Genomic DNA, 20,865 nt, shown 5'->3' with positions numbered 1-20,865 from the left:
AGCATGATATGGAGCGATTTTACCTGATCACAAACAGAGCAAAAGACCCGGACCTTACCGTGACAGACCAGATCAGGCAATATCTGGAGGAGCGCGGAAAAACGTGTCTTCTCTGCGATAACAGCGAAAAAGGGGAAAAATACCATTATACGGATCCGGCGAAGGTTCCGTCAGATATCGACGGCATTCTGGTGCTCGGTGGTGACGGCACGCTTCTGCAGGCAGCAGGCGACGTGGTGGATTTACAGATTCCACTGCTCGGCATCAATCTGGGAACGCTCGGCTATCTTGCGGAAATCGACCGTGACACGCTTTATCCGGCGCTGGATCATCTGATGGCGGATGAGTATACGATTGAGCACCGCATGATGCTCTGCGGATCGATTTACCGGGACGGAAAGCTGATTGCGGAGGACACGGCACTCAACGACATTACGATCACCCGTGAGGGAAACCTGCGTGTCGTCCGGTTCGACAATTACGTTAACGGGGAGTTTTTAAATTCCTACAGCGCCGATGGCATCATCATCGCAACGCCGACCGGTTCGACCGGCTACAGCCTCTCCGCGGGCGGCCCGATCATCTCACCGTCAGCCAGCCTGATGCTGATGACACCGCTTGCCCCGCACACCCTGAATACGAGAAGCATTGTCTTTCCGGCAGAGGATGTGATCGAGGTGGAGCTCGGGCCTTCGAGAGACGGCGGCATTGAACAGGGCATGGCATATTTTGACGGCGACACCCGCGTTCCGATGAAAACCGGCGACCGGATCGTGATCAAAAAGGCCAGACGGGACACTCTGATTGTGAAGATCAGCAACATCAGTTTTCTGGAGACATTAAGAAAGAAAATGGCAAACATTTAAGATATAGTTACTGGGGAAGGATGCTTGAAATGAAAATCGCGAGACATGCACAGATTATCAAATTAATTAACCAATATGACATTGAAACACAGGAGGAGCTGGCAAAGAAGCTGGAGGAGAGCGGCTTTGCCGTAACGCAGGCGACGATTTCGAGGGATATCCGCCAGCTGAAGCTCACAAAAGTACCAAAAGAGAACGGCGGAAGCCGCTATGCGGTTCTGCAGAACGCACCGTCCGAGGTTGGGAGCCGCTATGCGCGCGTGTTAAAAGACGCGTATATTTCCGTTGATCTTGCCAAGAATATTCTGGTCATCAAAACCGTGTCTGGAATGGCGATGGCGGCGGCAGCGGCTTTCGATGAGATGAACTGGAATGAAATTGTCGGCTGCATCGGCGGAGACGATACGATTCTCTGCGTGGCAAGAGACGATGATGCGGCGCTTGTGGCAGCAGAACGACTGAAAAAAATGGTGGACGGCATGGAGGAGACGGGCGAAGAGTTCTAAAGAACGCACGTCTCTGCAAAAAGAGACAAAAAGATGACAGCAGGTGTGACACCGGAGGAAAAGAATGCTCACAAACTTACACGTAAAAAATCTGGCCCTGATCGACGAAGCGGAAGTGGAGTTCGGTCCGGGCCTGAATATACTGACCGGAGAAACCGGAGCCGGAAAATCCATCCTGATCGGTTCGATCAACGCGGCGCTTGGAAAGAAGATATCCCGCGAGATGATCCGGACGGGAGAGACAAGCGCGCTGGTGGAACTGGTCTTTGAAACCGAAAATCCGCATGTGCTGGAGCTGTTAAAAGAGATGGATCTCGAGGCGGAGGAGGGTCAGGTGATTATTTCCAGAAAGATCACCGGATCCCGCAGCGTCTGCCGCATCAATGGCGAGGCATGCAATATCTCGCAGGTAAAAGCTCTTGCGTCCCTGCTGCTCGACATCCACGGCCAGCATGAGCACCAGTCGCTGCTCTATCCGGACCGGCAGATCGCGATTCTTGACGCGTTTGCGGGAACCGAGGCGGCCACGGCAAAAGGAGAGGTCCGGGCGCTGTACCAGGAGTGGAAGAATGTCCGAAAGGAGCTCTCGGCGTACGAACTCGACGAGGAGGCAAGAAAGCGGGAGGCAGCATTTCTTACGTTTGAAATCAACGAGATTGATCAGGCAGAGCTAAAAGAGGGCGAGGACGAAGCGTTGGAAACTGCGTACCGGAAAATGGGCCATGCGAAAAAGATCGCGGAATCTCTGCAGACGGTATATGCGATCACCGGCTACGGTGCAGAGAACAGCGCTGGGGAGCAGGTCGGCCGCGCAATCCGGGAGCTGCAGCAGGCCGCGGTGTACGACGATGCACTTTCCGGTCCGTCGCAGACCCTTTCCGATATTGACGGACTGCTGAATGATTTCAACCGCGAAATTTCCGCATATCTTTCCGAACTGACCTTTTCCGAAGAAGAGTATTACGAGACGGAAAAGCGGCTCGACGAGATCAACCGCCTGAAAGCAAAGTATGGAAAGACGATGGAAGAGATCGCCGCATACCGCGAAGAACAGCAGAAAAAACTGGAAAAACTGGAAAATTTTGAGAGCTGCCGCGCCGCACTGCAGGAGCAGTTACAGAAAACGGAGCAGAAACTGGATGCGGCCGCACATAATCTGTCCAAAATCCGCAGAAACTATGCAAAACGGCTCGAAACACAGATTATCGAAGGTCTGCGCGACCTGAATTTCCTGCATGTCGCATTTGAAATTTCATTTGAAAAGACAAAAAGCTACACCGAAAACGGAACCGATGCTGTGGAGTTCTTAATCTCCACAAACCCGGGCGAAGCGATCCGTCCGCTGGCGAAAGTTGTTTCCGGCGGTGAACTGTCGCGAATCATGCTTGCAATCAAGACGATTCTTGCCGACCGCGACGAGACAGAAACCCTGATTTTCGATGAAATCGACACCGGAATCAGCGGAAGGACGGCGCAGAAAGTTTCCGAAAAAATGGCACAGATCGGGCAGCGCCATCAGGTCATCTGCATCACCCATCTGCCGCAGATCGCAGCGATGGCAGATTCTCATTTTGAAATCGAAAAAAACGTCGAAGAAAACGAGACCGTCACATCGATCCATCCATTATCCGAGGAAGATTCTGTCAGAGAACTGGCAAGAATGCTTGGCGGCGCGAAAATTACGGATTCTGTTCTGGCAAATGCCAGCGAGATGAAGGAATTGGCACAGGTACAAAAATCTGCAAGACTCAAATAAAGAGAAGTCCGCATACTAAGAGGGAAATCACGAAACAAAGCGTGGTTTCCCTCTTTTTCGCGGGCGGCGAGTCAAAGTCCGTGCCTGCACGAGAACTTGACGACCGCCGCGAAAACAAAAGAAATGCCGCAGTTCTGCCCTGCGGCGGAAAGGATGGGAATGCAAATGACGAGAAAACAAAAATACCGAAGAGTCCTGCTTGCGCTGGCGGCGCTGTTTCTGATCCTCGCTGTTCTTCTTGGCTACGATGCCATGCGCGAATCCCTGCCGGATACGATGTATGTGGATGAGAACAGCGAAAGCCCGTTTCAGCCGCTCACGAAACATCCGCTTCTGACAATTTCGGAAGATACGAAGGAAGCAGAAAAAAACGAATTCGGAGAAACGGGTGAAACGGTTGTAGAATGTTCCGCCGCCGGGATCCCGCTGAAAAAGATCCGTGTGATCCAGGAAGAACGGCCGAAAGTTGCCGTCTGCGGCGCGCCGGTCGGTATCTATATGGAGACCGACGGTGTGATGGTGATCCGTACAGCCGAAATCCGTTCGTCCGACGGAACCGTCAGCCGTCCGTCAGAAAATATTCTGCGGGAAGGCGACTATATCACAAAAGTAAACGGACAGAGCATCCGCAGCAAGCAGGAGCTGATTGATGCAGTAAAAGTATCAAACGGTTCCCCGGTGTGTCTTTCCCTGCTTCGGGACGGGGAAACGATCGAAGTGCAGGTGACACCGCAGAAAAGCCAGGACGGCACCTGCCGCCTCGGGGCCTGGGTCCGCGACAATATGCAGGGAATCGGAACACTGACTTTCGTGGAACCGGACGGAACCTTTGCAGCGCTCGGCCATGGAATCAGTGATGTCGATACCGGAAAAATGCTCCAATTGAACGGCGGAGAACTGTATCTGACACAGATTCTGTCTGTGATCCCGGGAAAAGCGGGTGTACCGGGTGAACTGCAGGGTGTGATCCATTACGAAGAAAAGAACCGTATCGGATCAGTGGCGGAGAATACCATCTACGGTATCCACGGCGTTCTGGACAGGGAAAAAAGCAGTGCACTGCCGCTTACCGTGACGGAAATTGCCTATCGGCAGGAGATCGAGACGGGCCCGGCCACCGTACGGATGTGCGTGGACAATACGGTAGAAGAGTATGAGGCGGAGATTACAGAAATCGATCTTGGAAGCGAGAATACGAACAAAAATTTTGTGCTCGAAATTACCGATCAACGGCTGCTACAGAAAACCGGCGGCATCGTACAGGGAAATTCCGGCTCGCCGGTGCTCCAGAACGGAAGGCTGATCGGCGCCATTACCCATGTTTTCGTAAACCATCCAGAAAAAGGCTACGGTGTCTTTGCGGAAAACATGCTTGCACGGAACTGAAAAAATATGCGTTAATTTGGTTGGAATTGTTACAAACTTCCGAATTTTTACGGAAAATGTCGATCGAATTTTCAAAAAATTACGGGAAATATATTGAAAATGCGAAAAAATAAAATTATAATGTCTGTGTGATTGGAAAAAGTTCAGAAGAAAACGGATGCAGTGAAATTCCGGAAAGACTATGAGTTTTTGCAAAGGAGAGCTTTATGGAAAAGATCAACATTGCCATCGCGGATGATAACGAACGCATGCAGGAAATGCTTGGGAACGTCATAAAACAGGATGACACGCTTGAACTGATCGGGCAGACCGGAAACGGAAATGATATCTACAGTATCATCCGCGACAAAGAACCGGACGTCGTACTGCTTGACATTTTCATGCCGAAGATGGATGGTCTGACTGTAATGGAGAAAGTCAATGAGGATAAAAATCTGAAAAAAAGACCTGCCTTTATCGTTGTCTCCGCCGTAGGAGAGGAGAGGATCACCGAAGATGCGTTCCGGCTCGGCGCTTACTATTACGTCTTAAAACCGTTCGACAACGAAACTCTTCTGAACCGGATCAAAGCAACAAAAGGAATGACAGCAGTAAGAAGATACCATCCAAGAAATTTTACAAACCCCGGAAAAGAGCCGATCTGTCCGCCGGAAAACAGTCTGGAAATCGATGTGACAAATATGATCCACGAGATCGGCGTTCCTGCCCATATCAAAGGATACCAGTACCTGCGCGATGCGATTCTGCTTTCCGTAGAGGACACGGAAATGCTCAATTCCATTACCAAGATTCTCTATCCGACCATCGCGAAACGCCACCAGACAACGTCAAGTCGTGTCGAGCGTGCCATCCGCCATGCGATTGAAGTGGCCTGGAGCCGCGGCAAAATGGACACAATCGACGAGCTGTTCGGCTATACCGTGAACAACCGCAAGGGTAAACCGACAAATTCTGAATTTATTGCATTAATTGCAGATAAAATACGTCTTGAACTGAAAAATCAGTAAAAAGTAACAAAAAAATCCGAACAAACGGAGAAATTACAGAAGTTTAGACTTTTTTTTCTGGACAAAGTACGGTATAATACAGACAGGACGTTGATTATCCTTTCGCGTTTCATAGGATCGTGACAAAAAGGAAGGAATTACAGAAAAACAAAGATGCGATAATCAGCATGAAATTACAGGAGGATTCTTTTCATGAAAAATATTTTGTTCGTGGCTTCAGAGTGTGTACCGTTCATCAAAACAGGCGGTCTGGCGGATGTAGTAGGTTCTCTGCCGAAGTACTTCCCGAAAGAGTATTTTGATGTGCGCGTGGTGATTCCAAAATACGCAGGAATCAAAGAACAGTTTAAAAATCAGATGCGGTATGTGACAAACTTCTACATGGATCTGAACTGGAGACAGCAGTATGTCGGCATTTTCGAGATGGAATATGAAGGCATCAAATTCTACTTTATCGACAACGAGGAGCATTTCGGAGGAAGCACTCCATATGCGGGCATGCCGTGGGATCTGGAAAAATTTGCTTACTTCAGCAAAGCAGCGCTTTCCATTTTACCGACCATCGGCTTCCGCCCGGACCTCATCCACTGCCACGACTGGCAGACCGGTCTCGTTCCGGTTTACCTGCACGAGCGTTTCCAGGCAGATGAATTCTATCGGGGAATCAAAACCGTCATGACGATCCACAACCTGAAATTCCAGGGCATCTGGGACCGCAAGACGATTCAGAGCATTACCGGCCTTTCCGACTACTACTTCACACCGGATAAGCTGGAGTTCAAACACGATGCCAGCTACTTGAAGGGCGGTCTGGTTTACGCAGATGCGATCACCACCGTCAGCAATACATACGCGCAGGAGATTCAGACCCCGTTCTATGGCGAAGGACTCGACGGTCTGATGTGTGCAAGAGCAAACGATCTGCGCGGTATTGTAAACGGACTCGACTACAATGAGTGGAACCCGGAGACAGACGCTCAGATTGCAAAGAATTTCAATGTAAAGAACTTCCGTAAAGAGAAAGTGAAAAATAAACTGGCACTGCAGGAGGAGTTAGGACTCGAGGTCAATCCGAAGACGATGATGATCGGTATCGTATCCCGGCTGACCGATCAGAAGGGCTTCGACCTCATCAGCTATATGATGGATGAGATGTGCCAGGATGCCGTACAGTTTGTGATCCTTGGAACCGGCGAGGAGCGCTACGAGAACATGTTCCGCCACTTCGCATGGAAATACGACAAGAAGGTTTCGGCAAACATCTACTATTCCGATGCAATGTCACACAAGATCTATGCATCCTGCGATGCCTTCCTGATGCCGTCCCTGTTTGAGCCATGCGGACTCTCCCAGCTCATGAGCCTCCGCTACGGAACCCTTCCGATCGTCCGCGAGACCGGCGGCCTCAAAGACACCGTAGAGCCGTACAATGAGTACGAGGGAACAGGAACTGGATTCAGCTTCACAAACTACAATGCGCATGAGATGATGGGTACCGTGCGGTACGCAGAGCGCATCTATTACGACAAAAAACGCGAGTGGAACAAGATGATCGACCGCGCAATGGCACAGGATTTCTCCTGGGCGAATTCCGCAAAACAGTACGAGGAAATGTACAACTGGCTGATCGGATAAGCTGGTCTGCATTCTGAAAAATAAGAAAAAAATCCCGAAATGGCAGAAGAGGAAAGAAAAGCCGTTTCGGGATTTTTTTGCAGTATTTTTGGGTTGCGGCAGGAGAGTGGAATATGCTACACTTGTGCATAAGGATATATTCGAAGCAGCTCCGGTGCAGAGGATTTGGGGGCTGAAAAAAGACACAAGAAAAACAGTTGACAACAAAGCAGATTTGTAATAGTATGTATACAGAAGCGAACGAACGTTCGCATGGTAAGGAGAATATTCAGTATGGGAAATAATAACGAAGATAAACTGCGTGCACTCGATGCCGCACTTGGACAGATTGAAAAACAGTACGGAAAAGGAGCTGTCATGAAGCTCGGAGATTCCGCAGCAAACATGAACGTGGAAACCATCCCGACCGGCTCTTTAAGCCTGGATATCGCACTCGGCCTTGGCGGTGTGCCGAAGGGAAGAATCATCGAGGTATATGGACCGGAGTCTTCCGGTAAAACAACCGTAGCGCTCCACATGGTAGCCGAAGTACAGAAACGCGGCGGAATCGCCGGCTTCATCGATGCAGAGCATGCGCTCGATCCGGCCTATGCCAAAAACATCGGTGTTGATATTGAAAACCTTTATATCTCACAGCCGGACAACGGCGAGCAGGCACTTGAGATCACCGAGACGATGGTTCGTTCCGGTGCGGTAGACATCATCATCGTGGACTCTGTTGCAGCCCTCGTTCCAAAAGCCGAGATCGACGGCGACATGGGAGATTCCCACGTCGGACTGCAGGCGCGTCTGATGTCTCAGGCACTCCGGAAACTGACTGCAGCGATCAGCAAATCCAATTGTATTGTTATCTTTATCAACCAGCTGCGTGAAAAAGTCGGTGTCATGTTCGGAAATCCGGAGACTACAACCGGCGGCCGTGCACTGAAATTCTATTCTTCCATCCGTCTTGATGTCAGAAGAATTGAAGCCTTAAAGCAGGGCGGAGAGATGGTCGGAAACCGTACCAGAATCAAAGTCGTGAAAAACAAAGTAGCTCCGCCGTTCCGCGAGGCAGAATTTGATATCATGTTCGGAAAAGGAATCTCCAAAGAAGGAGACGTTCTGGATCTGGCAGCTTCCGTCGGCATCGTACAGAAGAGCGGCGCATGGTTCGCATACGGCGGCGACAAGATCGGCCAGGGACGCGAAAATGCGAAAGCATACCTGCGCGAGCATCCGGAAATCATGGATGAGATCGAGCACAAAGTGCGCGTGGCTTACGGCCTGATCAAGGAAGAAGCGCCGGAAGGCACAGAAGAAACAGCAGCAGTTCCGGAAACCGAAGGAGACGACGAATAAATGTTTGTGACAGAGATTCGTCCTCTGAATAAAAAGAAATCACGGATCCTCTTCGATGACGGAGAGGATCTGGTTCTTTATAACGGGGAAATCCGCGCTTCCCGCATCAAAGAGCAGGAGGAGCTTCCCGATGAGGTTTACGAAAAGCTGGCAGGGGAAGTGCTGACTAAAAGGGCCAAACACCGCGCGATGTATCTGCTGCTCGGACAGATGCGGACGAAAAAAGAGCTGGAAGATAAGTTACGAAAAGACGGCTATCCCGAGAGAGCCATTGAAGAGGCTGTCTCGTACGTGGAGAGCTTTCACTATATCGACGACCGCGCATACGTGGAGCAGTATCTTGCGGGCAGCGGTGCGAAAAAAGGGAAAAAGGCAGTCCTCTATGCGCTGGCACAGAAAGGCGTGGACCGGGAACTGGTGGAATCCGTCCTGGAAGAGCAGGAGGATGCCCGCGATGAGTATGAACTTGCAAAAAGTGCCGCCTTCGCAAAGCTCGGCACGCCGCACCGGCTGGATGAAAAAGAGTACCGCCGTGCTGCCGGTTTTCTGACGCGGAAGGGATTCGGCAGTTCCGAAATCCGTCGGGCACTGGAAGAATACCAAGATTCCGCTGACGAAGAATCCTGAATATTCCCGGCGATTCCGCCACATGCCGCGAAATTATGTGCAATAAATTACATGAATATTTTTAAAACATTGACAAATTTGTGAAAACAGTATAAAATTGTAGTGTTGTAAATGTGCAATGAAAACTAAATAAGGAGGTGCTCCGGTAATGAGTACAGGTATTACAATTCTGCTGGTATTCATTGCTGTAGTAGTCACGCTGCTTATTGCGGTTCCTGTTACCAGGAAAATTGCTGTGGACAATAAAATCAAGCAGGATGCTGAAAAAATTGGCACAGCGGAAGAAAAGGCGAGAAACATCATAGATGAAGCACTGAAAACTGCCGAAACTAAGAAACGGGAAGCCCTGCTGGAGGCGAAGGAGGAGTCTCTTCGTACCAAAAATGAAGTAGAAAAAGAGACCCGAGAGCGCAGAGCGGAACTGCAGAAATATGAAAAGCGCGTTTTATCGAAAGAAGAATCTGTAGATAAGAAAGCGGACGTATTGGAGCGTCGTGAAAACGAAATTGCAGCAAAAGAGGCAAGCGTCAGAAAGAAAGAAAAGGAAGTAGACGGTCTACACGAAAAAGGAGTACAGGAACTGGAAAGAATTTCCGGTTTTACCTCCGAGGAAGCAAAAGAGTATCTGTTAAAATCTGTGGAAGACGAAGTAAAAATCGACACAGCAAAGCTCTACAAAGAGCTGGAGAGCAGAGCAAAAGAGGAAGCAGGCCGTAAGGCAAAAGAGTATGTGGTAACAGCTATTCAGAAATGTGCTGTCGATCACGTATCCGAGAGTACCATCTCCGTGGTACAGCTTCCGAGCGATGAAATGAAAGGCCGCATCATCGGCCGTGAAGGACGAAACATCCGTACACTCGAAACCATGACAGGCGTTGACCTGATCATCGACGATACACCGGAAGCAGTCGTTCTTTCCTCGTTCGATCCGATCCGCCGTGAGGTGGCAAGAATTGCTCTGGAAAAACTGATCGTAGACGGAAGAATCCATCCGGCCCGCATCGAAGAGATGGTAGAAAAGGCCCGCAAAGAAGTAGAACAGAATATTCGTGAGGAAGGCGAGGCAGCCGCACTGGAAGTCGGTGTACACGGACTTCATCCGGAGCTGATCCGTCTCCTTGGAAGAATGAAATTCCGTTCCAGCTACGGACAGAATGCATTAAAGCATTCGATCGAGGTAGCACAGCTTTCCGGTCTCCTCGCAGGAGAGGTAGGATGCGATGTCCGCATGGCAAAACGTGCCGGGCTGCTTCATGATATCGGTAAATCCATCGACCATGAGGTAGAAGGATCTCACATTCAGATCGGTGCAGATCTCTGCAAAAAGTACAAAGAATCTCAGATTGTGATCAACACAGTAGAATCACATCACGGGGATGTAGAGCCCCAGTCTCTGATTGCATGTATCGTTCAGGCAGCGGATGCAATTTCCGCAGCAAGACCGGGTGCAAGAAGAGAAACACTCGAAACATATACCAACAGATTAAAACAGTTGGAAGACATCACGAATTCGTTCAAGGGTGTCGAAAAATCTTTTGCTATTCAGGCTGGTAGAGAAGTCCGCATCATGGTTGTTCCTGAGCAGGTATCCGATTCTGAAATGGTACTGCTCGCAAGGGATATCTCGAAACAGATCGAAGCTGAACTGGAATACCCGGGACAGATCAAGGTCAATGTTATCCGCGAGAGCCGTGTAACGGATTATGCGAAATAAAAGACTTTCTACAAAACAATTTAATAACGAAATCAAAAAGAGGCTGTGGACATGAGCAATCATGTTCCACAGCCTTTTCAGTGTGTATAAGAACAGTAAGTTTCAAAAGAATTTATACGTGCCGTATCCGGTTCGAGCGCATTTTCTGAGGTGTAGAGCCATACAGCTTTTTGAAGGTCCGCATAAAAATTTTGTAATTCGACAGCCCGTTTTTCTCCATCAGTACCGTGATCGTTTCGTCGGAATTCTGTAAATCTTCGTACAGGTGCATCGTGCGCACATCGTTCAGATATTCGAGAAAGGTCTGTCCGGTATACTTTTTAAAGAGCCGGCAGAAATACTCCTTCGAGAGTGCCAGGGAATCTGCGGCTGTTTCGAGGCTTAACGGTTCCGGGTAATGCACTTTCACCCAGTTCATAACGTGTGTCACGCGCTGCAGATCGCGCTGTGAACCCGTGAGGGATGCCGAAGGGATCTGGTGGGAATACGACCGGCAGAGATGGTACAGAAATTCGTACAGTCGTGAGGTAAAGAGAAGCTGGTATGAATCGGAAGGATTCTGCCGGATCTCGTTCATCTCCGAGAGCAGTGCGGGGAGCGGAGCCGGCTGTTCCGAGCAGGGAATGATCGTGTCGAAACGCATCGTATCAAAGTCCGGCAGATATTGGCGCATCTGGCTTGCGGAAATCTGCAGCAGAAGATATGTACAGGTGTTGGAGCGCGTCATATGGAGGTCGCCGGAGTTGATGATAATCAGATCACCCTCGTTTAACTGATACTCCGTTGCCTGGACAATCGCGGAAAACTGTCCCCTGATCAGATAGAGAATTTCCACATATTCATGCCAGTGCGCGGGAAAAACAAAAGTGAGTGCATCCAACTGTTCAAAACGGACATGCAGCAGATCGGTTTCGTGGATTGTTTCGTAAAAGCAGGATTCCATAAGTACCTCCAGGATGTGATAGAAATATACGTCAATTATAATCAAAAAAGATAAGAATATTGTACCAGAAATTGGGCGAAATATCAATATCAACCAGAGAAAGGACAAGAAAGGAACTAGAAGTTACACGAAAAAGGGAAGATAATGGAGACATTAGCACGAAACAAAGTTTGGGAGGAACAAAGACATGAAAGCAAAGGTAAGAACCTTTAACGGAACTACATCTCCGGAAGTAACCCAGCGTGAAACAGATCACCGCAAACTTGCCCGCGAGGCAGCAGCAGAGGGATTCGTTCTTCTGGAAAACAAAGATCATTTCCTGCCGCTGGCAAAGGGCAGCAAGGTAGGTCTTTACGGAGCAGGTGCGATCCGCACCATCAAAGGAGGCACCGGTTCCGGCGATGTCAATGAGCGTGACAGCGTTAATATTTTCCAGGGCATGAAAAATGCAGGCTACGACGTAACAAGCAGTGAATGGCTGGAGGATTACGATAAACTCTACGTACAGGCAAGACTGGACTGGAAAAATGAGATTTTCACAAAATTGAACGGAGACGACACAAAATTCTTTGATGCTTACTCTGCAACCCCGTTCTTTATGCCATCCGGAAACCCAATCGATGAAGAGAAAGCAGCAGCCGACGGTGCAGACACCGCATTCTTCGTTCTGGCACGTATCGCAGGAGAGAACAAAGACCGTTTTGATACGGAGGGTGACTACTTCATCTCCAAAGAAGAGAAAGCTATTCTGGCACAGGTTTCCAGATGCTATAAAAACGTTGTTCTTGTTATCAACACCGGCGGCCTGATGGATCTGGCATTCGTAGAAGAATTTGACAATATCCGCTCTATTTTACAGTACGTACAGGCAGGCCAGGAAGGCGGAAATGCATTTGCTGATGTTGTAAGCGGCGATGTAACCCCATCCGGAAAAATGACAGATACCTGGGCAAAAGATTACTATGATTATCCGGGTGCAGAGGTTTACAGCTACAAGAGCGGCGACCTCATGAAAGAAAAATACGAAGAGGGTATCTTCGTTGGATACCGTTACTTCGATACCTTTGAAGTACCAGTCCGTTACTCCTTCGGTTACGGTATGTCCTACACCGATTTCGAGATCAGAACCGATGACATCAAAGTAAGCGGCCGCGGTATGATGAATCCGAAAGTAAGCGTGACTGTTACCGTTACCAACACCGGCGATACTTATGCAGGAAAAGAAGTTGTACAGATCTACGCTTCCTGCCCGCAGGGCAGACTGGTGAAAGAGTTCCGCCGTCTGGCAGGCTTTGGAAAAACAAAACTGCTGGCTCCGAAGGAATCCCAGACCATGACCATCACCTTCCCGCTGTATCAGCTGACTTCCTATGAGGAGGAAAGCGCATCCTGGATTCTGGAGCCTGGCATGTATGGTATCTGGATTGGAAATGATCTGAATACATCTGTTCTCTCCGGCGCGCTGGAGCTGGACGAGAAAGCAGTCATGACAGCGTGTGAAAATATCTGCCCGCTGAAAGAGAAATTGAATGAGATTGTTCCTGATGCAGAAAAAGTTCAGGCAAGAGAGGCTGCATGGCAGAAGGAAGTAAAAGAAAAGAGAATGAGCGTGATCGAGCTCAAAGCATCTGAGATCCCAACTGAGAAAGTAGATTACCAGCCGGTACCGGAAGAGCTTCCTGGAAAAGCAGGAAAGATTGTGGAATCCCTTTCTGTGGATCAGCTGGCACTCCTTGCAACCGGTGATCCGGGAAGAGCACAGGGCAACGCGCTTGGCTCCGCAGGAATTTCTGTTCCGGGAGCAGCAGCGGAGACATCCCCGTGTGCTTCGGAGGAGCCGTGGAATGTAACCACGATTGCTCTGGTCGACGGACCTGCAGGTCTTCGTCTGAAGAGAGAATACCAGGTAGACAACGGAGAGATCGTAGCGAGCGATTTCCTGGCGGCACTGGAAGGCGGATTCTTCAGCAAACCGCAGGAAAAACGCGGAACAACCTATTATCAGTTCTGTACCGCAATTCCGGTTGGAACACTTCTGGCACAGAGCTGGGATGTAGAACTGATCAAGAGAGTCGGCGAGATGATCGGCCATGAGATGGAGCTGTTCAACGTAACACTGTGGCTGGCACCTGGCATGAACATCCACAGAAATCCGCTCTGCGGAAGAAACTTTGAATATTATTCCGAGGATCCGCTGCTTGCCGGTATGATGGCGGCTGCTATGACGCTCGGTGTACAGAAGGTACCGGGCTGCGGAACCACGATCAAACACTTCGCATGCAACAATCAGGAGGATAACCGTATGGGCTCCGATTCCATCCTGTCCGAGCGTGCACTGCGTGAGATCTATCTGAAAGGCTTTGAAATCGCAGTCAAAGATGCACAGCCGATGTCCATTATGACATCTTACAACCTGATCAATGGTGTGCACACTGCAAACTGCTACGATACCTGCACGAAAGCAGCGAGAGATGAGTGGGGATTTGCAGGAGCTATCATGACCGACTGGACAACCACCAACGTACAGATCCAGGGCGAGTGTACGGCAGCGGGCTGCATGAGAGCCGGAAATGACATGGTAATGCCGGGTCTGCCGGAGGATCACGAGAACATCAAAAAAGAACTTGCAGATGGAACTCTGACGATGGCAGAACTGAAACGCTGCATCTATAACACGGTAAATATCGTACTGCAGTCCAATATGTACGAGGGCGCAGTCAGCTACCTTGATCAGTTCGATGATCTGGATACCTATCTTGTCGTGAAATAAAAGAAGTGAAAAATATCTTATGGGGATATACAAAAAGCAGGGTTTGAAATGAACGGACATTTCGGTGCGTGAGACATTGGGGGACCCTGAAAAGAGGAAAGAAGTGCCATTCGCAGATGGGGGTCTGCGGAGCAGGCACTTCTTTTACGTATATTGTCTATGAACCGTGAATACATTGACAGTAAGGCAGAAAATAAGGAGGCGCAAAAAGCAAATGAGAGAACGGGATGAGAATGCATATATTCGTTTTTTTGCCCTCTGGTTTGCGGCCGGTATGACTCTCGGTGTACTGCTGCTGCTTGCGGCATCCCACACGGGAATGAAGGAGGGAAATAGCGTCCGCCTCTTTCAGGCGGAGGCGTTTTTTGGAAGAAAAATTTCCGCAAAGGCCTGCTTTTCCTATCTTCTAAAGGTACGGTTAGCACCGGCATTTGCGGGACTTCTCTTTGGATTGACGGCAATCGGTGCGTATTTTGCCACTGCTGCCGTTTGGGCATATGGTTTTCTGTGTGGCGTCTTTCTCTCGGCTGCCTATCTGCAGAACGGAATGGCAGGTCTTTTATTCTTTTTTCTGGCTCTTTTTCCGCAGATTTTCCTCTACCTTGCCGCGTTATTTCTGATGGCTGCTGCGTGCAGCCGGATGGCAGAGACGAATCACCTTGCCGGCGGCATACAGAAAAAGGAATATTTTTGCTTCGGCGTGCGCTACTTCTTTGCAATGATCCTGCTTCTGTGGGGTATTCTGCTTGAGAGTTATGTCAATCCGTGGTTTCTTGCGAAAATCCTGTAAAAACGGTCTGAAAAGGGAATTGCATTTTTGAAAAAACGTGTATATAATTAAAAGCATTGTTACCCTTTATCGGGCAGTGAGAGGGAGAAAAAAGCAAAAAGGAAAAAAGCTATGCAGGAAACGATACAGTCATTTACGGACTATCTACAGACGGAAAAGAAAGCGTCAAAAAATACAGAAGTCTCCTATCAGCGCGATCTTCGAAAGCTGGCAGTTTTTTTGAAGGAGCACGGAATAGAAAAACCGGAGCAGATGAATGCAACGGTTTTAAATTCTTATTTATTATATCTGGAGCGGGAACACTTCTCCCCGGCAACGATCTCGCGCAGCATTGCGGCGATTCATATGTTTTGCCAATATGCATGTCAGGAGGGAAAAATGGTATCTGACCCGTCGAAAGCACTGCAGCCACCGAGGGTTGAGCGGAAAATGCCGGAGATCCTTTCCATCGCAGAGGTCGATCTGCTGCTTCGCCAGCCAAAAACCGACACGCCAAAGGGGATCCGCGACAAAGCAATGCTGGAAATGCTGTATGCGACCGGTATCCGCGTCAGTGAGCTGATCCATTTGAAGATACAGGATGTCAACCTTATGATGGGCTACATCACCTGCCGCGATGAAAAGGAGCGGATCGTTCCGTTCGGCGGACCGGCGAAAAAGGCGTTGGAGCAGTATCTGGGGAGTGCGCGCGCAGCCCTGATGCATGGACGGGATGATGATGTATTGTTTGTCAACTGCTCCGGAGGTCCGATGAGTCGTCAGGGATTCTGGAAAATTCTGAAATCCTATGCGAAATCCGCAGGCATTACGGCGGATATTACGCCGCATACCCTGCGTCATTCGTTTGCAACCCATCTGCTGCAAAACGGTGCGGACTTAAAGAGTGTCCAGGAGATGATGGGACACGCCGATATTTCGACGACGCAGATGTATCTCCACCTTGGTGTGAATAAAATCAGGGATGTGTACCGGAAGGCACATCCGAGAAAGTAAAGGTGGAACAGAAAAGTAAAACGATAGAAAAACCTCCGCCGCAGACTGGTGAAAAACTGCAGCGAAGGTTTTTGATGTTTTTAGGGTGTTGAGAAAATTTAGCACTCCTCAGCGATATCATAAATCAGGCGTTCGGTCTGATCCCAGCCAAGGCACGGGTCAGTGATGGATTTACCATAGACATGATTTCCGCATCCGATTTTCTGATTGCCAGGCTCCAGATAGCTTTCGATCATAACACCTTTTACGAGACTTTCGATATCCTTGTTGCATCGTCTTGTGTGCAGAACGTCTTTGACGATACGGATCTGCTGCTCGTATTTCTTTCCGGAGTTGGAATGGTTGGCATCGATGATGGTAGCCGGGTTTACGAGATGTGTTTCGTTGTATTTCTCCAGCAGAAGCTGAATGTCCTCGTAGTGATAGTTCGGCACGGAGTTGCCGTGCTTGTTGGTTGCACCGCGGAGAATGGTGTGCGCCAGCGGATTTCCGCTTGTCTTTACCTCCCAGGTACGGTAAATAAAGGAGTGGGAGCCCTGTGCGGCAATGACGGAGTTGATCATAACAGAAAGATCACCGCTGGTCGGGTTTTTCATGCCGGCCGGAATGTCGATGCCGGAAACAGTCAGACGGTGCTCCTGGTTTTCTACGGAACGTGCGCCGACCGCAACATAGGAGAGAATATCGGACAGATAGCTCCAGTTGGACGGATACAGCATTTCGTCTGCAGAAGTCAGATCAGTCTCTTCTACTACACGCATATGCATTTTACGCATGGCGATCAGGCCGTGCAGCAGGTCCGGCTTTCCTTCCGGGTCCGGCTGATGAACGATACCTTTGTAGCCTTCACCTGTGGTACGCGGTTTGTTGGTATAGACACGCGGGATGATGATCAGTTTGTCGGATACTTTGTCGGCAACCTTTGCCAGACGGTGATTGTACTCCAGAACAGCGTCTTCGTTGTCTGCGGAGCAAGGTCCTACGATAACAAGAAATTTATCGGAATCCCCGGTAAAGACTTTTACGATTTCAGCGTCACGCTGTTTTTTGATTTCGGTTGCGCGGGCGCTTAAGGGATATTGTTCCCGGATCTCTGTTGGGGTGGGAAGTTTTCTTACAAATTCAAGGCTCATTTTCGTTCTCCTTTATCTTAGATGCACTTCTTTTCTAGCTGCGGACAGAGGAGCGTTCTTGTGTGCCCCGTCGCAAACTATCTATAAATTATAATACATAACGCGAAGATTGTCGATATTTTTTCGGCGAAAATTCTGTTTCTCTTAAAAAAGATAGAAAAAAGGTATCAATGAACAGCAAATCCGTTTGCAGATTCCCGATGCAGGAACAAAAGTGCCATTGTCATAATGGTAAGTTCACTTGCAAGAATACCATAGAGATAGCCACGGATGCCGAAAACCGGGACGAGAAAAAGAATTGCAAGAATACGAATTACATCTCCGGCAAGGTTCTGGAAAAAAACGAGAGAAGTTTTTCCAAGGCCGTTTAAAATGCTTCCAAGTGTCGTTTCTAGATAGAGAAAAGGACTTAAAAATGAAAGGATACGCAGAAAAACGCCGACTTCTTCGTTTTGAAAAAGGAAACGTCCAAGCCACGGACCGAAAAAGAAAAAGGCAAAAACAGCGGAAGTGCCAAGCAGCACACAGAAAGAAATTGTATAACGGATCGTGTCTGATATTTGCTCCGGCGTACCGTCGGCCTGCTGTTTTGCTACGCCGGGCAGAAGCATGACGGACACCGCGTGGGTGATGGCAGATGGAAAAAAGATCATAGGAAGTGCCATACCGGTGAGAATGCCATACTGCGAGAGCGCTGCTTTCCGGGAAAGACCGAAGGTGACCAGACAGCCGGGGAGCAGAGCACTTTCAATGCTGTGGAGGACATTCAGAAGAATACGGTTCAGCGTAAGCGGAAGATTCAAAACGGCAAGCTCTCGGAAGGTATCGTACCAGAGGGTCTTTTCTTTGAAAAAAACAGAAATCGGGCGGTGTTTCTGAGGGGACCTGCTGTGCGAGACGGACAGGCAGGCCATCAGAAAGAGACACGAAAAGAGTTCGCCGGCGGCAGTACCGAATGCAGCGACAGCGGCAGAGGGGAGGCTTGTGGAAAGACAGAAAAGCCAGGCAAGGTAGGAAGCGCCCATGCGCACGAACTGTTCCAAAAGCTGGCAAAAAGAAGGCAGTGCCGTCTGATTCTGGCCAAGATACCATGCCGAGAGACAGTTGTGGATCCCGGAGGGGAGAATGCCGAGTGATAAAATCCGGAGGAGCAGAATCGTCCGCGGCTCAAAAAGAAGCCGTGTTCCGATAAAATCCGCGCTGAAAAAGAGAAAGATGGAGGCGGAGAAGGAAAGTATCACTACAATGCCGCATCCGGCCGCCAGACAGATCTTTGCCCGTCTGGAATCCTTTTTGGCAAGGTACGATGCGACAAAGCGCGAGAGCACCGTCTGCATGCCGCCTGCGCCAAGGGAGAGCATCAGTGCGTAGAGTGGTGTGGCGAGCTGGTAGATACCAAAGGCTTCCGCACCGATCCGGCGCGACAGGAATATTCTATAGAGAAATCCAAGAATTCTGCAGATGATCCCGGACGCGGTCAGGATCAGTGTGCCAAGAAGAAGCGTGTTCTTTCTTGTGATTTTCAGCATGGGATAGACTCCTTTCACGGCATTGCGCAGATAGTCTAAAATATGCGAAAAAACTCCTTGACAGAACCCCGTGATAGGTGCTATTCTGAGTGAGAAATAAATCCGATTAAAACTGTCGGAATTGGAAAACGACAGCACAGGAAAAAGGAGAACCAGGAATGAAATTATCGACCAAGGGAAGATATGGCCTGCGTGCCATGATCGATCTGGCGAGTCACGAAGAAGAGGGTGCAGTGTCCATTGCCAGCATTTCAGAACGCCAGAATATCTCAGAGAGCTATCTGGAGCAGCTGGTGCGTCCGCTTCGAAAAGCCGGATTCATTGAGAGTGTGCGGGGAGCAGGCGGTGGATATGTACTTGCAAAACCGGCAGATTCCATTTCGGTAGGAGATGTTCTCCGTGTGCTGGAGGGCGGACTCGAGGCAGTCACGTGCTCGGTCAATGAAGGCCTGGGCGGCTGCGATGCGGCCGATTTCTGCGTCACGCGTTTTGTGTGGCAGAGGATCAATGAGGGAATTACGAACGCTGTGGATTCCATCAGCCTCGGAGAGCTGGTTCAGCAGAGCCGGCAATTAGAGAAAAACAGAAACAGCGATAGAAATGACAAGGAGTGAACAACAATGATTTATCTGGACAATGCGGCAACAACAAAAACAGCCCCGGAAGTTGTCGAGGCTATGCTTCCTTATTTCAGCGAATACTACGGAAATCCATCCAGTATTTATGCAATTGCAGGAAAAAGCAAAGAAGCCATCACCAAAGGAAGAGAGCAGATCGCAAACGTGCTCGGCGCAAAACCGGAGGAAATTTATTTCACAGCCGGCGGCAGCGAGTCCGATAACTGGGCGTTAAAAGCTACCTTTGAAGCATATAAAAATAAAGGAAACCACATCATCACCACAAAAATCGAGCATCATGCGATTCTTCATACCTGTGAGTATCTGGAAAAAGAGCGCGGTGCGAAAATCACCTATATCGGCGTCGATGAGAACGGCGTTGTCAATCTGGATGAACTCGAAGCAGCCATCACACCTGAGACCATTCTGATTTCCGTTATGGCGGCAAACAACGAAATCGGAACGATTCAGCCGATCAAGGAAATCGGAAGAATTGCAAAAGAACACAATATTTTATTCCACACAGATGCCGTACAGGCATTTGGTCAGATCCCGATCAATGTGGATGAGTGTAATATTGATATGCTCAGTTCCAGCGGTCATAAGATTAACGGACCGAAAGGAATCGGCTTCCTTTACATCCGAAAGGGTGTGAAAATCCGCTCCTTCGTACACGGCGGTGCGCAGGAAAGAAAACGCCGTGCCGGAACAGAAAATGTACCGGGCATCGTAGGATATGGAGTTGCGGCAGAGCGTGCGGCAAGAACTATGGCGGAGCGTACCGCAAAAGAAATCGAAGTACGTGATTATCTGATCAACCGTATTTTAACCGAGATTCCGAACTGCCGTCTGAACGGCGATCCGGTAAAACGTCTGCCGAACAACTGCAACATCAGCTTTGAATTCATCGAGGGAGAGTCCCTTCTGATCATGCTGGATATGAAAGGTATCTGCGCATCCAGCGGTTCTGCATGTACTTCCGGATCCCTGGATCCGTCCCATGTACTGCTGGCCATCGGACTGCCGCACGAGAAAGCACACGGTTCCTTACGTCTGACTTTAAGTGAGGAGATCACAAAAGAGGACGTTGATTTTGTTGTAGAGCAGATTAAAGCGATCGTAGACCGTCTGCGCAGCATGTCCCCGCTGTATGAGGATTACATCAAAAAACAGCAGGGTAAATAAGTTTAAAAAAATAAGACAGTCCATCCAGAAAGCCGGTACAGAAAAATTCAGGTAAAAGCTGTGCCGG

The 20,865-nt window shown here is 49.2% G+C and carries 17 protein-coding genes; 14 read left to right on the top strand and 3 right to left on the bottom strand.

Going from position 1 to position 20,865, the window contains the following annotated elements:
- Positions 1 to 8 precede the first annotated feature (8 nt).
- The 9 genes from DXD92_RS01050 to rny all read left to right on the top strand — a co-directional run bounded on the left by DXD92_RS01050 (position 9) and on the right by rny (position 10,838).
- Positions 9 to 866: an NAD(+)/NADH kinase gene (locus DXD92_RS01050; protein ID WP_117804022.1), complete on the top strand. Its 858-nt coding sequence runs from the start codon at positions 9 to 11 to the stop codon at positions 864 to 866.
- Positions 867 to 895: 29 nt separating this feature from the next.
- Positions 896 to 1,372 carry an arginine repressor gene (gene argR, locus DXD92_RS01045; RefSeq protein WP_022463344.1) on the top strand — a complete coding sequence of 159 codons (477 nt, stop codon included), beginning with the start codon at positions 896 to 898 and terminating at the stop codon, positions 1,370 to 1,372.
- 64 nt (positions 1,373 to 1,436) lie between these two features.
- Complete coding sequence (gene recN, locus DXD92_RS01040; RefSeq protein ID WP_117509106.1) at positions 1,437 to 3,128, top strand: DNA repair protein RecN; 1,692 nt, start codon at positions 1,437 to 1,439, stop codon at positions 3,126 to 3,128.
- 165 nt (positions 3,129 to 3,293) lie between these two features.
- Positions 3,294 to 4,514, top strand: a complete 1,221-nt coding sequence (gene spoIVB, locus DXD92_RS01035) for a SpoIVB peptidase (protein WP_158554956.1) — start codon at positions 3,294 to 3,296, stop codon at positions 4,512 to 4,514.
- A gap of 206 nt (positions 4,515 to 4,720) precedes the next feature.
- Complete coding sequence (gene spo0A / locus DXD92_RS01030; protein ID WP_055218233.1) at positions 4,721 to 5,521, top strand: sporulation transcription factor Spo0A; 801 nt, start codon at positions 4,721 to 4,723, stop codon at positions 5,519 to 5,521.
- A 192-nt stretch (positions 5,522 to 5,713) separates the two neighbouring features.
- On the top strand, positions 5,714 to 7,156 hold the full coding sequence (gene glgA / locus DXD92_RS01025; RefSeq protein ID WP_117760400.1) for a glycogen synthase GlgA: 1,443 nt from the start codon (positions 5,714 to 5,716) through the stop codon (positions 7,154 to 7,156).
- 273 nt (positions 7,157 to 7,429) lie between these two features.
- On the top strand, positions 7,430 to 8,497 hold the full coding sequence (gene recA, locus DXD92_RS01020; RefSeq protein ID WP_022463338.1) for a recombinase RecA: 1,068 nt from the start codon (positions 7,430 to 7,432) through the stop codon (positions 8,495 to 8,497).
- A complete protein-coding gene (locus DXD92_RS01015) occupies positions 8,498 to 9,124 on the top strand; it encodes a regulatory protein RecX (RefSeq protein WP_055218226.1) in 627 nt (208 codons plus the stop codon).
- A 148-nt stretch (positions 9,125 to 9,272) separates the two neighbouring features.
- Positions 9,273 to 10,838: a ribonuclease Y gene (gene rny / locus DXD92_RS01010; RefSeq protein ID WP_117800851.1), complete on the top strand. Its 1,566-nt coding sequence runs from the start codon at positions 9,273 to 9,275 to the stop codon at positions 10,836 to 10,838.
- Between the two features lie 112 nt (positions 10,839 to 10,950).
- Here the strand turns inward: rny and DXD92_RS01005 are convergent, their stop codons facing one another.
- Positions 10,951 to 11,781: an AraC family transcriptional regulator gene (locus DXD92_RS01005; protein ID WP_118639918.1), complete on the bottom strand. Its 831-nt coding sequence runs from the start codon at positions 11,779 to 11,781 to the stop codon at positions 10,951 to 10,953.
- A gap of 187 nt (positions 11,782 to 11,968) precedes the next feature.
- Here DXD92_RS01005 and DXD92_RS01000 point away from each other — a divergent pair, with 187 nt between their 5' ends.
- The 3 genes from DXD92_RS01000 to xerD all read left to right on the top strand — a co-directional run bounded on the left by DXD92_RS01000 (position 11,969) and on the right by xerD (position 16,334).
- A complete protein-coding gene (locus tag DXD92_RS01000; protein ID WP_118639917.1) occupies positions 11,969 to 14,551 on the top strand; it encodes a glycoside hydrolase family 3 protein in 2,583 nt (860 codons plus the stop codon).
- A gap of 214 nt (positions 14,552 to 14,765) precedes the next feature.
- Positions 14,766 to 15,341, top strand: a complete 576-nt coding sequence (locus tag DXD92_RS00995) for a stage II sporulation protein M (protein WP_055267028.1) — start codon at positions 14,766 to 14,768, stop codon at positions 15,339 to 15,341.
- A gap of 111 nt (positions 15,342 to 15,452) precedes the next feature.
- Positions 15,453 to 16,334, top strand: a complete 882-nt coding sequence (gene xerD / locus DXD92_RS00990) for a site-specific tyrosine recombinase XerD (protein ID WP_117509101.1) — start codon at positions 15,453 to 15,455, stop codon at positions 16,332 to 16,334.
- A gap of 98 nt (positions 16,335 to 16,432) precedes the next feature.
- Here the strand turns inward: xerD and DXD92_RS00985 are convergent, their stop codons facing one another.
- Both DXD92_RS00985 and DXD92_RS00980 read right to left on the bottom strand, forming a co-directional pair.
- Positions 16,433 to 17,467 carry a 3-deoxy-7-phosphoheptulonate synthase gene (locus tag DXD92_RS00985; protein WP_118639916.1) on the bottom strand — a complete coding sequence of 345 codons (1,035 nt, stop codon included), beginning with the start codon at positions 17,465 to 17,467 and terminating at the stop codon, positions 16,433 to 16,435.
- A gap of 167 nt (positions 17,468 to 17,634) precedes the next feature.
- On the bottom strand, positions 17,635 to 18,996 hold the full coding sequence (locus DXD92_RS00980) for a polysaccharide biosynthesis protein (protein WP_055218215.1): 1,362 nt from the start codon (positions 18,994 to 18,996) through the stop codon (positions 17,635 to 17,637).
- 158 nt (positions 18,997 to 19,154) lie between these two features.
- Here DXD92_RS00980 and DXD92_RS00975 point away from each other — a divergent pair, with 158 nt between their 5' ends.
- Together DXD92_RS00975 and nifS are read left to right on the top strand one after the other, a co-directional pair.
- On the top strand, positions 19,155 to 19,610 hold the full coding sequence (locus tag DXD92_RS00975) for an RrF2 family transcriptional regulator (protein ID WP_022463329.1): 456 nt from the start codon (positions 19,155 to 19,157) through the stop codon (positions 19,608 to 19,610).
- 6 nt (positions 19,611 to 19,616) lie between these two features.
- Positions 19,617 to 20,798, top strand: coding sequence for a cysteine desulfurase NifS (gene nifS, locus DXD92_RS00970; protein ID WP_022463328.1), 1,182 nt, complete (start codon positions 19,617 to 19,619; stop codon positions 20,796 to 20,798).
- Positions 20,799 to 20,865: the final 67 nt, after the last annotated feature.

Source organism: Blautia sp. TM10-2, assembly GCF_003480845.1.
Lineage (GTDB): Bacteria > Bacillota > Clostridia > Lachnospirales > Lachnospiraceae > Fusicatenibacter > Fusicatenibacter saccharivorans.
The sequence above is the reverse complement of the archived record's forward strand: the minus strand, read 5'-3'. Positions and strand labels throughout refer to the sequence as shown.

Excerpts from the sequence above, each read along its gene's own strand:
- DXD92_RS01050 (WP_117804022.1), top strand. The coding sequence starts at position 9 with ATGGAGCGATTTTACCTGATCACAAACAGAGCAAAAGACCCGGACCTT.
- argR (WP_022463344.1), top strand. The coding sequence starts at position 896 with ATGAAAATCGCGAGACATGCACAGATTATCAAATTAATTAACCAATAT.
- recN (WP_117509106.1), top strand. The coding sequence starts at position 1,437 with ATGCTCACAAACTTACACGTAAAAAATCTGGCCCTGATCGACGAAGCG.
- spoIVB (WP_158554956.1), top strand. The coding sequence starts at position 3,294 with ATGACGAGAAAACAAAAATACCGAAGAGTCCTGCTTGCGCTGGCGGCG.
- spo0A (WP_055218233.1), top strand. The coding sequence starts at position 4,721 with ATGGAAAAGATCAACATTGCCATCGCGGATGATAACGAACGCATGCAG.
- glgA (WP_117760400.1), top strand. The coding sequence starts at position 5,714 with ATGAAAAATATTTTGTTCGTGGCTTCAGAGTGTGTACCGTTCATCAAA.
- recA (WP_022463338.1), top strand. The coding sequence starts at position 7,430 with ATGGGAAATAATAACGAAGATAAACTGCGTGCACTCGATGCCGCACTT.
- DXD92_RS01015 (WP_055218226.1), top strand. The coding sequence starts at position 8,498 with ATGTTTGTGACAGAGATTCGTCCTCTGAATAAAAAGAAATCACGGATC.
- rny (WP_117800851.1), top strand. The coding sequence starts at position 9,273 with ATGAGTACAGGTATTACAATTCTGCTGGTATTCATTGCTGTAGTAGTC.
- DXD92_RS01005 (WP_118639918.1), bottom strand. The coding sequence starts at position 11,781 with ATGGAATCCTGCTTTTACGAAACAATCCACGAAACCGATCTGCTGCAT.
- DXD92_RS01000 (WP_118639917.1), top strand. The coding sequence starts at position 11,969 with ATGAAAGCAAAGGTAAGAACCTTTAACGGAACTACATCTCCGGAAGTA.
- DXD92_RS00995 (WP_055267028.1), top strand. The coding sequence starts at position 14,766 with ATGAGAGAACGGGATGAGAATGCATATATTCGTTTTTTTGCCCTCTGG.
- xerD (WP_117509101.1), top strand. The coding sequence starts at position 15,453 with ATGCAGGAAACGATACAGTCATTTACGGACTATCTACAGACGGAAAAG.
- DXD92_RS00985 (WP_118639916.1), bottom strand. The coding sequence starts at position 17,467 with ATGAGCCTTGAATTTGTAAGAAAACTTCCCACCCCAACAGAGATCCGG.
- DXD92_RS00980 (WP_055218215.1), bottom strand. The coding sequence starts at position 18,996 with ATGCTGAAAATCACAAGAAAGAACACGCTTCTTCTTGGCACACTGATC.
- DXD92_RS00975 (WP_022463329.1), top strand. The coding sequence starts at position 19,155 with ATGAAATTATCGACCAAGGGAAGATATGGCCTGCGTGCCATGATCGAT.
- nifS (WP_022463328.1), top strand. The coding sequence starts at position 19,617 with ATGATTTATCTGGACAATGCGGCAACAACAAAAACAGCCCCGGAAGTT.